Raw genomic sequence first — 11,961 nt, forward strand, 5'->3', positions numbered from 1 at the left:
CTAGGAATGGTCAGTCCCGTCGACTTCGAAAACCACATTGGTCTAACCACCAGTAGAAAAGAAATAGCTGCCTAAACACTAGGTAGCCCCACTACGTGTCCACGAATTGCGGTCAACCCCAGCCGCCACTGTGTATGCCTTTTCAGGCTGCTTTCGCTGTAACGCATAGCGCCCAATTAACCCATACCTTTAGATAAGAAAGTCCGCACATGCGCTACAAGCATCATCACCCTGCGAAGACAGTGACACATTGCGCTCGAAAAATCATGTCCGTTATCACCGCTGCTGCAGTAGGGCTTAGCCTTTCGTCAGCGCATGCGCTTGCCCAAGTAGATCAACGCGACCTGGGTGCTGAGATTGCTGATGAACAGCAAGCGCGAAACTATGCCATTGAAATGGTGAGCACCAACTTCCCTGCCTCGCAGGCAGCTGCTGAAGAAGTACTTCGAGGCGGGCAAGAAGAATTATCTGCTTATGCGAAATCAGGCATGGATGAGGCCCGCACTCAAGACCTTCGCCAAATAGTGGTGACAATCTCTTCACTATCTGAAGAAAACGTTCAAAACGCAGCCAAACAGGCACTTGATGCAGGTGATATCGACAGTCTTAGCAACTTTATCGATACTGGGTGGCAAACAGCCCAAACCGAAGATGATCGTGCCACCGCGTGGAAAGCGACCCAAGCGCCAGAAGGAAGTGTCCTTAAATCAGCAGCCGAAAAGGCACTATCTACAGACACTGAAGAAGCCCTAAGCGAGTTTGCAGCAACAGGTGCAGATAAAGCTCGCTGGGATGATAAACGACGCGAAGTCTACGAACTTTCCCGATCCCCACTCCCATCAGTTGCTGCAGGCGCTTCAGAAGCACTGATGACAGATACAGATACAGCAATTGAGTCGTATCTTCGCTATGGGCAGTTTGTTGATGCGGCCCAAGACTCAGAGAAGATGAGTATTACCGAACTGGTCGATACCGCTATCGAAGAGTCCGATAAAGCCCAGCGTGCCGCAAGCTTCGCTGCAACAAACGCTGACCAAGCCAGACGGGCAACAGAGGCATCTCGACAGGCTACTCAAAAAGCAAAAGATGAGGCACTAGCCGCCGATGCAGCACAAGTAAGGGCAGGCAATGCCGCAGCGTCGGCAGGAAAGCTTGCTAACCAGTCTGCCCAAGTAGCCGATAACGCAGTGGCTGCAGCAGCAGAAGCACGACAAGCCTTAGCCCAAACTGCCGATGCTCTAGCTCGTGCAGCCTCTGCTGCTTCTCGGGCACGGATTGCAGCCCAAGAAGCAGCATCCCGTGCTTCTGCGGCAGGCTATGACGCCTCCATGGCATCTCAAGCGCGCCAAGCAGCCGAACAAGCTCGTGATGCTGCACGGGCTGCTGACAAAGCCGCGCAATCTTTTGTCCACGCAGACGCCGCCGCCGGCTTTGCCCGCACCGCCAGCGGCGCCGCAGCCAGCGCTGCAAACAATGCAGATGCGGCAGCAGCCGCTGCATCCGAAGCAGCAGCCGCCGCAGGAGCCGGTGACCAAGCCGCAGCAGAAGCACGAGCAGGTGCCGCACGAGCACGCGCAGCAGCCTCTCGAGCACGCGCAGCCTCTAACGAAGTCGACGGAATCGTCAACCAGATCACCGAACTAGTACAAAAAGCCCGTACAGCAGCTCGACAAGCCGCCGACCACGCAAACAAAAGCGCCCAAGCCGCAGAAGACGCAGCACGAGAAGCCGGCAATGCCTCTGCCGCCGCACAAAGAGCCGGCGCTAATGCCCAATCAGCCCAAGAATCAGCGATAAAATCCATCGAGGCCATCAACCTTGCCAATGACATCGCCAAACTTTCTCAAGAAGCTGCCACCCAGCGCCAAGAACAAGAAGCCCAATACCTCAAAGACCAAGCAGTATATGCACGTGAACTCGAAGATGCACAAGATAAGGTAGTCCACGATAACAAGGAAGAAAAACAACGCCTGCAAGCAGATCTGACAGAACTTGCCTCTCTAGCGCAAGTTCCTGAGGAGAGTATCGACACTGCAAAAGTCCAGCAACTTACAGTCTCTGCTTTACAAGTAGGCGATTCCATGGTCCAGGGCGGCGCTCAAGTCGCACTCCAAACCGGATCTCACGAAGATCTTCTGGCCTTCGTGAAGTCTTTCGACTCCCTCAAATACCAAGACAATGTCACCAAGGCCCAATTCTTGTGGCAGGCAGATCCCAACCCAGAAATCCGCAAAGCTGCCGACGAGCATATCGAAGACCCTCCAGCAGAGTTAGACACGTTCCTTAACGAGACTGTTCACACTATGAAAGTCCCGGAACTAACTCGACAAGCTTGGCAGCTTCGCGACGCCGGCGGCAATACCGTTAAGGAAAAAGCTGACGCAGCCATTTCTTCTGGAACCTACGATGACCTTGCCGATTTTGTCGTTGAAGGCGGCTTTGAAAAAGCTCGATATGAAGACCAACAACGCCAAGCCTACGAACTCGCAAGAACCGGCGGACCCGAACTTAAAGCTTCTGCAGAAGCAGCCGTGCTCGGCGACCGAGCCATGCTCAACGAATTTGTCTCTGTTGAAGCTTTTCGAAAGTCTGGCGATGATGCCGAGCGCACAGTTTACAACGACAGTATCGACGCTCTACTTCAACAGGGTTTTTCCGCAGCACAAAAAGCATCCGAAAGCGCAGCTAAAGCCCAGCAGTCCTACTACGCCGCCTATGGCGATTCTGTAAAAGCAAGAGACTACGCCAATCAAGCTTCGCAGTGGGCAGGAAAGGCAGCTCAATCTGCCCGAATCGCACAAGACCATGTGCGCAACGCAGAAAACTCCCTACGCTTTGCTCTAGCCCAGAAAGAGCGAGCTCATGCTGCCGCCAACCAAGCGGAAGCCGATGCACGACAAGCTGGCGCTAATGCCGATGCAGCTACCAGCTATGCTTTACAAGCACACCAATCAGCAAGTGATGCCGCAAGTTCTGCTGCAACCGCACGCCAATCAGCCAATCAAGCCGGCTACGACGCTCAGCGTGCAGGCCAAGCAGCTCAAGAAGCCTACGACGCAGCAATCCAAAAGCAACTCGCAGAAGAAGCAGAACTACAAGAAGCCTCCATGGCTGGAGCAGGTGACAACGCACCGACAAGCGTTCTTGATGCCATTAAAGAAACCATCGGCAAAGAAGCACTAAACATCTTGCTTGACTTTATAGGCGTTACCGACGTAATCAATTGCTTCAAGGGAGAAATCTCAGGCTGCCTCTGGACTGCATTAAGCTTCATTCCAGGCGGGGCCATTGTTAAGTTCGGCAAAGGGTTAAAGGCAGCATCGGCTATCCGGAAACTCTTAGCCAAGCTCCCAGATGTCAAAAAACTCCTAAGCGTACGCAAGCAACAAAAAGCAGACCGCCTTATCGCTGGTCTGAGTAAACCAGGAAAATGCGGGATCGCACTAGCAGCATCTCGCCAACAACCGACGTATTCCTTCGCCATACACAGGCCAACACACAACAAGACTAAAGCACATATTCAGCCTGCTATCTCGCGCTGCGGCGGATATCCCAGGACATTTACTGTCCATCAGCTCGATATCCACACGTTAACCCCAGATGAACTTAACGTGTTCATGAAATGGGACAGGACAACACCGCTAAGCGATATTAAAGCTTCCGAAATCATGGCCTTTGGGTACAAGACCAAGGAGACGCAAGTCATTGCGGCAATTTCGAGCCTCCAAGATAAGGTTGCAAATTCAGTAATTCAAGTCCCAGTAACTCAACCGCATATCCTAAATAAAATTGGTTTGCGGAATGCTCCTAAACCATTGGATCTGCATAAGCGAACAGTTGGGAAAACCTCCGCGCAAAACCAGTTTGCCCAGATGCAAGCATTATTCGCACAGAAGCGAGGCGCATCGGCTGCACGATTAAATCAGCGTGATGTTGATTTTGTCTACGATGAAAAACTTGACAAAAAGGTTCTAAAGACTCTTAGTCGCGGACGCCCTGACGTTAATATTGTCGATAGCTCTGGCCGGTCAATAAAGACGGAGTTTGATCGACCTCCTGCACCACGAGCGTTTCACCATGCACGCCAACTATTGGATGCCAATCCGAATGCAGACGTCTGGCTTCTTACACTCGACGACATCGACGAATCCGACGACCTCATGAAAGTCATCACGGCCAATCGAAACGCAGTAGATAGCTACAACCCTTAACTTGGAATGGTATGAGAATGACCCTTTACCTTCGCCGAGATATTGATTATCTGTTTGCGCCATATTCCTATGACCAATTGTTCCTAAAACTTCCCTACGACTATGCCGTAGAGGCGGCTTCACGCTCGCGAATTTTCATCACGCCTGAAGGTGCTGCCAACAGTTACTGGTCACAGCAATATGTAGAGATTGACACGACGGTCGATGACCTTCCCAACGCGCTGCGCCTTGGGGTACGGGATCCGAAGATTCCTCGCCGTTGGACGGCAGTCCTGGAAACCAAGAATCCTGAATGGGTATGGTTCCTGTGCGATAGGCCTATGGAATACGAACAGTTTCTGAGTTTCATTGGACTTGTTGGATCGATTCCTTTCGTCCCGGGAATGACCCAAGTGCTTATCCAGGACCATCCTGACGAGCGAGAGCTAGAGGACGCACTCGGCTCACGCACTGGCACTAAGAACCTCACGGTCCACTCCTATGACATCCATGCCGCTATTGGACTTTCAGAACCAGTACCCGAAAATCGAGGCGAGCAATTCTTCGACGTAGGCATCGGTGAAGGCGAGTCAAGGTTTCAAGCATTTACACAATGGCCAGAGGCGGAAGAATTTCACTTCCCTGGGTTGGAAAGACTAAAAGCTAAGAAAGGACCTTTACGGAAACGGTTTACTACCCAGGATCTGGCTGACTGCGCGCATCTTTTTGGGCTAGATCCTTTCAATAGAGATTTCCTCACCGGACGTGCCACGCTAATTAATGCAGGCTACCCTCTTGCGCAAGCCTATGGATCTTCAGCAATTTTTGATTATCCAGAGCACACGTGGGATCGAGAACATGAAAGGAGTGAAGGTTAATGAAGAAGTTTTTCTTCACCGAGTCCATCGCACCTATATCGTACGAAGTAAAACTCCTTCGATTTCCAATTGAAACTGTCGTCAAGGAATTTGAGAAGTGGGCTTCAGGCTTCGATAGCCCTTATGCAAAACCCTATCTTTACAGGGAAAATCACAAGGTCGAGTGCAACGTTCATGTCAAAAAAGTAGCGGCTGGCAGAAACCAACTAGCAGGACTAATCAAGCCACAGAATCATATTCTTCAGTTTGTTTTTGTTCCTACTAACTCGGAGTGGACGGCTGTATTCGGGCCATGCTCATTCCCACAATCAACTAAGCTCCCAGGAATTGCCGAGTTTTCCTACGACCTTGCACTCCAGCAAGAAATTACGCCGCAGGTCCCGTACTACATTTCTATAGAGCATGAACCATGGGTAGACAACACTGATGAAACTTTTTCCCGCCGAGCAAGCTATGGAATGCTTCGTTTTTCAATGCGTGCGATTCCTTCGAAACCTTATGAAACTTACCTCGATTGCTATGTATACCGCTGTCTGACAAATGAAACTGCTAAAAATTCCAATGGCCGGTGGTATCGATATATGAGGTTTCTTTCTGATCAAACCGAACCGTTTAAAGACTACGGTTTTGATTTTGATTCCTTGCCAAAGGTCACTGAGTTTCCGGAAGAGTCTTTTACCGACGAGCACGCGCGGATTATGTGGTCCCAGTTTGGAGAAAAGCAGGTCGAAGACATCCTCGCGCCGCTGGGTGTGTCCCCGTATGACGATTCCTTTTATGGGACAGAAGGCTATCTAGTGCGCTTAACTCCGGCGCAGGTTGCAGATACTTATGAGGATCAATTGGTAGAAGCGAAAGACTACGATCCGCCGGCGCGTATCCCTCTAGAGAAGTATCAGTTCTTCCAGGGACTTCATGACGGGCCTATCCGAGCTTGGTCATCGATCCCTGTCTCAGAGCAAGGATGAGTTAGAGATGAACATTCCTACAACAATCAATGCATACGCAGTTGCCCTCGCAGATCTTGGCCACCACGTGTATCTCGGTACTGAGACCGGTCAGATCACGAGAAACCTCCCCATCGATGGACTGCAGGCTTTTATCAGAGCCAATCATGAGTATGAATCGACAGAGGCAACTTTTCTCATTCCTGGTCTTGTTTCAGATGAAATGACCGCGTTGGCACTGATCAGTGCCTTGCAACAATCTTCGACAGGTTTATGCCGCTTTGTTGTCAGCGAGGGGCAAATACAGGCAAAGGCATCTCTACTAGTCGGAGAATTCCTGACAGCTGCGCGGCTGCAGGCATGGTGGCGTCGAAGCCTTGACGAGGTGGAGCAGTGGTATGCGCAAGCGCTCGCCTATTCAATTATCTCTTCCAGCAATACAACTTCTGTACCCGCACGCCTTCAACCACAAGGCGAGGTGCTGGATATCTTTAGCGATGTTGCGTCCCCCGATGCACAAAAGTGTGAAAGCGTTACTGTTGAGAGAGTTGAAATGTGTATGGCACGTCTTACCGGAGTAATGCCGGAGACTCGTATGGCAGGCAACTTTCAAGTGGTAGAAACAAGTATTGGCGGGCAATTCTTGGATATTGAAGTGGCAGAAAACGAACTGCGCTTTACCATTGGTTCATCGCTCAATAACCAGCATCCGGCTTTGAGTACGGCACTGGCTCAGGCTATTAATCAGCTCCATGTTTTTGAACCAGCGCCCACGGCATTTGTCCTCGACTCCGGAGAACATGTCGAGCTTTATACGCGGGCCGTGGTCGATACGTCCGTCGGACTTGATGACCAAGCATTGCTAAATGCAATACAAAAGTGGGGACCATACGTCTATGACTTTAACGAAAGAATCTTTGCCCAACTGCAAGGATAGACCTTGTGGGGATCCAGGGACGCCTTACCTCCAACTTTTGCGAGGATCTTCTTGCGCTACCCGTCGCACTTGAGAATCTGTCATAGCCCAGGCAGGGTAGCTAGCGTCGATGGCTTTAAGTACTGTCAGAAGATCGTTGAGTCGTCCTCGGATGTTGGTTTCCAAGAGGTTTTCTTGGTGTGATACTCGGTTGCGTAAACGTGTCAGTCTTTCGACTTTCTTCCCAATGTTTTCCCTCGATTGGTCCTTAAGGTCAACGCGGGGAAAGGCGTGGTGTAAGCACTCTTTCCACAGTATTTTTGCGTTTGGACGATGGTCTGGCAACGCTTCTCCGAGAAGATTCGACCAATTACCTAATGTGAGTTGAGCTATTACATCATCATGGCTGAGCGGAGCGTTCTTGCGCGCGTGTCCATTGCGGCGACGCTGAGATTCTTTCCGAGCCCATTTTCTAGCCTGTCCAATTGGCCCTTTGAACATGTCGTATAAAAGCTGTGCTGATTGGTGTTCAAGGGACCAGTCTCTGGAGCCTTTTTCCTTATCGTTCCAGTCTTGAAGTGCGTTGTTCATAGCGTTGCGTGTTAGAACCTCAAAGTAAGACAGCTGAGAGTGTAACGCCCCCGCCAGTCGAGTATTCCAGCGGTATGAAGTGTCCCGGGTTTTGTTCCTAGGCATTTGCCTTGATTTCCATTATTTCTTGGGCCGGGTTGGTTTCCCAAAACTCTGACTCAACCTCAGCTGGCGTGCGATAGCCGAGACTTTGGTGAAGCCGTACCTCGTTCCACCAATTAACCCATTCAAACGTCGCGATCTCCACGTCAACCACGCTGTCCCACGACCGCCGATGAATCAGCTCATTTTTGTAGGAACCGTTGACGTTTTCGGCCAAAGCATTGTCATAGGAATCTCCTACTGTCCCGGTAGAGGCAGCAATTCCATACTCAGCCAGCCGTTCGTTGTAGACAATGCTGACGTACTGTGAGCCATGATCTGAATGATGAATCAGCCCCGTTGTTTCCTTCGCGCTGACAATCGCCTGATTAAGCGCCTGCAGCGGCAGCGCCTCGGTACGCATTGAATCAGATAGTGCCCACCCGACGATCCTTCGGGAGAACACGTCGGTAACAAAAGCGGTGTACACGAATCCTTTTCTAGTGCGCACATAAGTAATATCGGCCACCCACAATCGGGCCGGTGCCGGGGCGTTGAACTTGCGATTAACTAAATCAGGACGCAGATCTGGTCCCTTCGGCTTGCGGGTAGTAATAGGAGACTTACCTTTACCTTTGCCTCTGACTCCAGCAAGACGCATCAGGCGTGCGGTCTGCTCACGGCCAATGTCGATTCCTTCACGGCGCAGAGTATGCCACATCTTACGGATGCCGTAGACGCTAAAATTTTCTTCATGGACCTCGGCGATGTGCGCGACTAGAGCAGCGTCACGAAGACTGCGGGCACTCATACCACGGGCTTTTGATTGGCGGTATCCACGGGACGTGATGAAACCGCCAACACGGTGGGTGTTTAACGTCTCGCAAATGAACTCGATGGAGAAACGATCCCGATACTCATCGATGAACCGGATCATTTCCGACGTTTTGGGTCGAGTTCCGACGCGAAAAAGCCGAGGCAGCCTTCAGTAGCTCATTGGTGTCGCGTAGCTCTTGATTTTCACGGCGTAGCCTCGCGTTTTCCGCGGCCAAGTCTTCAGGCACAGGTTCTGGGATGCTTCCCGCACGACGGGCCTGCTGGGTCCACTGACGAGCCGTGTGCCATGAAACCCCCAACTTTGGAGCTACTGCCTTGCACGCGGCTTGCATCGACATATTTTCCGCCAAGATACGGTCCTCTACAAGACGGACCACACGGTCCTTCGCATCCTGGTCAAATTTTCTTGGCATATTCCAGATTTTCCCATCTACTCAGACGGAACAAAACCTGGGACACTTCACTCTGTGGAGCTGTGGGAGCGCCCCCTAACCAGAGCACGGGATTAGCGGCGTGTGACGGCGAGCTTGCAAGGTAGTCCCCAGCCGGTGGTGTGGGCGGCGTTGAAGGTGACGGCCTGCTACGATCCAAATGCCGGAGATTTGCGTGACTACTGCACTAAGTCACCAGATTTTTATTACTACCCTGGAGGGACCTCTGCAGATTTTAGAGGTGCATGTGCTCGGCATGATATCTGCTACTTCGATGTAAAAGAATCTGGAGGAGCATCATCTGGATTTGCGAACTGCAATCGACAGCTTAGAGATAATCTTCGAACAGTATGTAGAAATGTCTACTCTAATGAATACTGGATTAGAAATGATTGCGTCGTTGTAGTAACAGTACATCCTACGCATTGGCCTGGGCATTTAGGAGGATAGCGATGAAGAAATTGTTCCTTTATTTCCTATTGGGAGGAGGACTTTTCTCTCTTACAGCCTGTGGAAATGCCGTTTATACAGACATTTCCGGACAAGTTGGATTCTCACTTAATGAATCCGGTGGCGTAATTGTAGAGGTGGAATCATGCGGAGTTGAGTTAGACGGCGTAGATTTGACTGGTCCGAACGTAAACGGCGAGAATCATAAATACGCAAGCTTTAACGCTAAAGTTCCCGTGTCTGGGTACTTCAACGTTGATATCTCAAATCCGGATTCGAACTGGCAAGCAGAGTCACCAGTTGAAGCACCAGAAAAAGCTGATGAGCTGTTGATTGCGAATGCTTCCACTTCGCATGAGGATGTTCAGCCGTATCCAGTAGATGCGAAACTATCGGAAATACGCGAGCTCAAGCCCGGAGAGATTATTACAGGTTCCTCAGAAAGCACTGTCGATGAAACTTCAAGCAAGATTGTGACGCAGGAAGAATTTTCTCGTTGTGATTGATGCGCGTGCGTCGCGATGAGCTTCTCGCCCGCGAAGGATCGACCGACTAAACGTAGCGCTGGCGAAGACGAGATGAACGCCGTCGAGGGCCCCGGATAAGCGTGCTTATCTGGGGTCCTTATCTTTGTTGCATCCGCACCGCGGCTTAATGGGCTCGCCGTTGTCACTTGCTTATCTGCTTAATTCGTCAATCGCTTGCGTGATTGTCTGTTTGGCACAAGCGTCTATTTCTGCGCCAATGTGGCCTTTTGCCCGCTAGGGCTTGGCCTTTCCGGCCCACGCCTAATTTTCTTTGGAACATGAGCAAGAAAACTGTCTACCCATGGTTGACTTGTTTAGTCTCCTGTCGGTAGACTACCGTTATGAAGCGAAACGCCGTCATCAAGAAATTGAAAGCGGAAGCCAAGCGGCGCGGTCTTGAATTTGAGGAAATCGCCCTATCGCGCCATGACGCTTATCGGGTAGGCAGCACAACCCGAACCTTAGGTAGGCACCGTGAGATTGACGATGTGACAGTCAAGAAGTTTTTCGACCAATACGCCCAAGAACTAGGGAAAGGCTGGTGGAGGTAATGACCACGACATACACAGTAACCGCAGAACGCGGAACCAGCGGAGTATGGGTGCTCGAATGCGCCGAACTGGGGGCAGTGTCCCAAACTAAGCGGCTAGCTAATGCTGCCGACGAGATGCGCGAAGCACTGGCCTTTCAGGCAGGCCTAGACCCAGACGAACTCAACATTATTGTTGATGTTGTTCTCCCACCGGGCCTTGCGGAAATGAAAGCTCGCGCCGAAAAAGAACGCGAAGAAGCGGCACGACTGGCCGCTGCGGCACAGGCAAGCACTCATGACCTCGCTGTTGCAATGAGAAACGCTGGAATGACCGTGCGAGATATGGGAACAGTCCTCGGAGTGTCTTACCAGCGCGCCCAAAAGCTCGCAGCATCCTAAACACTGAAAGCGAAAGTCGCCCAGCACGCGCATGATAGACACGCGTACTGGGCGACTTTTATCGGCCGGCGGACTGGTGCGCGTTAGCGGCGTGTGACGGTGGGCTTGCAAGGTAGTCCCCAGTTAGTGGTGTAGCCGGCGTTGAAGGTGACGGCCTGGTCGAGGATTTGGCGTCCAATCTTGGTTGCTTCTTTCCCGAAAAGTTTGTTGAGCATCTGTCCGGTGGCGGTAGCGTCGGCGATAGCCGCGTGGGACTGCGGGTTATGCAACCCAACATGGTCAAGCAAAGCAGAGAGTTTGTAGGAGCGCAGGGACACCATCTGCTTAGCCAGGGCGATGGTATCTACGAAGGGGAAGTACACGTCTTCCCCGTCTGGGGTGATGCGCTCGGCTTCAGCAAGAATCATCTTCGAATCGAAGGGGGCATTGTGTGCCATGAGCACCATCCCATCTACACGTGCGGCGAACTCGGTGTAGACCTCTGGGAAGGTGGGCGCGTGGGCGACATCAGCGTTGGTGATGCCGTGGATGTGGGAGTTTTTAATCTGCTTGCCGTCAGGATTAATCAACGTGTGCCACTGGTCGACAAGCCGGAAGGATTCATCAAAGCGGGCGACGGCGAGTTCAATGATGCGGTCGTATCGCTTGTTAAACCCCGTGGTCTCTGTGTCAATGACGGCAAAGACAGGCCTGCCCGCCTGCAGGTGGGCAGCGTTGTCTAGAGCGTTTTCTAGGTGGGTGAGAGTCTCGTGGAGTCGGTTGAAAAAGTTCATGCCCACCACACTACGGAGTGTCCCGGACACGTCCTCGGTGGGCGTAGAGGGGAGTGGGCGGATGCGTCAGGTTGTCGAAATTGAGGAGAGGTTTATTTTTAATTGTTTTTCTTTCCCCGTGGTGGCGGTGAGAATGCGTGTGTGCCTTAAGTAGTGGAGTTTTTGGTGGCAACCAAATCTATTGATTTGGGCGGCAGCCCAACGAGCCGCAAGGCGAGGCGGGAGCCTAAACCGTAACCCGTATTGCACGGTTTTGTTGGTTGATCACCCCTGGATATAGATCTACAGGGTGCTGTTGCAAAGTTGGGCGGAGAGCCGAGACGACCCAGTTTCTCATTTCCTGATGGCCGCTGCGTGCCGGCGTTCTCAGGCCGTCTCGAAGACCCGGTTGACGATCACCGCGTCCGGA

General features: G+C 51.7%; 10 protein-coding genes. 7 read left to right on the forward strand and 3 right to left on the reverse strand.

Features of this window, described 5'->3' with window-relative positions; genetic code table 11:
* The first annotated feature begins 209 nt into the window (after positions 1-209).
* Genes RAE09_RS11350 through RAE09_RS11365 form a run of 4 tightly spaced genes read left to right on the forward strand, consistent with a single transcriptional unit; the run spans position 210 to position 6,952 of the window.
* Positions 210-4,211: a coiled-coil domain-containing protein gene (locus RAE09_RS11350; RefSeq protein WP_179387021.1), complete on the forward strand. Its 4,002-nt coding sequence runs from the start codon at positions 210-212 to the stop codon at positions 4,209-4,211.
* 17 nt (positions 4,212-4,228) lie between these two features.
* Positions 4,229-5,068, forward strand: a complete 840-nt coding sequence (locus RAE09_RS11355) for a hypothetical protein (protein ID WP_040425393.1) — start codon at positions 4,229-4,231, stop codon at positions 5,066-5,068.
* A complete protein-coding gene (locus RAE09_RS11360; RefSeq protein WP_236587117.1) occupies positions 5,068-6,036 on the forward strand; it encodes a hypothetical protein in 969 nt (322 codons plus the stop codon). The genes RAE09_RS11355 and RAE09_RS11360 overlap by 1 nt, the downstream gene beginning before the upstream one ends.
* Positions 6,037-6,043: 7 nt before the next feature.
* A complete protein-coding gene (locus tag RAE09_RS11365; RefSeq protein WP_005325305.1) occupies positions 6,044-6,952 on the forward strand; it encodes a hypothetical protein in 909 nt (302 codons plus the stop codon).
* Between the two features lie 24 nt (positions 6,953-6,976).
* Here RAE09_RS11365 and RAE09_RS11370 read toward each other — a convergent pair whose 3' ends face one another.
* Both RAE09_RS11370 and RAE09_RS11375 read right to left on the reverse strand, forming a co-directional pair.
* On the reverse strand, positions 6,977-7,522 hold the full coding sequence (locus RAE09_RS11370; protein WP_005325306.1) for a hypothetical protein: 546 nt from the start codon (positions 7,520-7,522) through the stop codon (positions 6,977-6,979).
* A gap of 97 nt (positions 7,523-7,619) precedes the next feature.
* Positions 7,620-8,853 (reverse strand): IS3 family transposase gene (locus tag RAE09_RS11375; protein WP_316981730.1). Its coding sequence is split into 2 segments (ribosomal slippage): positions 7,620-8,565 and positions 8,564-8,853, totalling 1,236 coding nucleotides; the frame shifts between segments, so codons are not numbered across the junction.
* 470 nt (positions 8,854-9,323) lie between these two features.
* On the opposite strand from RAE09_RS11375, the gene RAE09_RS11380 reads away from it, so the two are divergent.
* The 3 genes from RAE09_RS11380 (at position 9,324) to RAE09_RS11390 (ending at position 10,779) form a co-directional block, all read left to right on the forward strand.
* A complete protein-coding gene (locus tag RAE09_RS11380) occupies positions 9,324-9,827 on the forward strand; it encodes a hypothetical protein (protein WP_156794342.1) in 504 nt (167 codons plus the stop codon).
* Between the two features lie 362 nt (positions 9,828-10,189).
* Positions 10,190-10,399: a hypothetical protein gene (locus tag RAE09_RS11385; protein WP_005325312.1), complete on the forward strand. Its 210-nt coding sequence runs from the start codon at positions 10,190-10,192 to the stop codon at positions 10,397-10,399.
* The gene (locus RAE09_RS11390) at positions 10,399-10,779 is read left to right on the forward strand and encodes a hypothetical protein (RefSeq protein WP_005325318.1); all 381 of its coding nucleotides are present in this window, start codon (positions 10,399-10,401) and stop codon (positions 10,777-10,779) included. Before RAE09_RS11385 ends, RAE09_RS11390 begins: the two co-directional genes overlap by 1 nt.
* An 83-nt stretch (positions 10,780-10,862) precedes the next feature.
* Here RAE09_RS11390 and RAE09_RS11395 read toward each other — a convergent pair whose 3' ends face one another.
* On the reverse strand, positions 10,863-11,552 hold the full coding sequence (locus RAE09_RS11395; RefSeq protein ID WP_005325320.1) for a 3'-5' exonuclease: 690 nt from the start codon (positions 11,550-11,552) through the stop codon (positions 10,863-10,865).
* Positions 11,553-11,961 lie beyond the last annotated feature (409 nt).

It is taken from the genome of Corynebacterium tuberculostearicum (genome assembly GCF_032821615.1).
Classification (GTDB): domain Bacteria; phylum Actinomycetota; class Actinomycetes; order Mycobacteriales; family Mycobacteriaceae; genus Corynebacterium; species Corynebacterium tuberculostearicum_H.

Coding starts and splice junctions, on each gene's coding strand:
- RAE09_RS11350 (WP_179387021.1), top strand. CDS start 210: ATGCGCTACAAGCATCATCACCCTGCGAAGACAGTGACACATTGCGCT.
- RAE09_RS11355 (WP_040425393.1), top strand. CDS start 4,229: ATGACCCTTTACCTTCGCCGAGATATTGATTATCTGTTTGCGCCATAT.
- RAE09_RS11360 (WP_236587117.1), top strand. CDS start 5,068: ATGAAGAAGTTTTTCTTCACCGAGTCCATCGCACCTATATCGTACGAA.
- RAE09_RS11365 (WP_005325305.1), top strand. CDS start 6,044: ATGAACATTCCTACAACAATCAATGCATACGCAGTTGCCCTCGCAGAT.
- RAE09_RS11370 (WP_005325306.1), bottom strand. CDS start 7,522: ATGAACAACGCACTTCAAGACTGGAACGATAAGGAAAAAGGCTCCAGA.
- RAE09_RS11380 (WP_156794342.1), top strand. CDS start 9,324: ATGAAGAAATTGTTCCTTTATTTCCTATTGGGAGGAGGACTTTTCTCT.
- RAE09_RS11385 (WP_005325312.1), top strand. CDS start 10,190: ATGAAGCGAAACGCCGTCATCAAGAAATTGAAAGCGGAAGCCAAGCGG.
- RAE09_RS11390 (WP_005325318.1), top strand. CDS start 10,399: ATGACCACGACATACACAGTAACCGCAGAACGCGGAACCAGCGGAGTA.
- RAE09_RS11395 (WP_005325320.1), bottom strand. CDS start 11,552: ATGAACTTTTTCAACCGACTCCACGAGACTCTCACCCACCTAGAAAAC.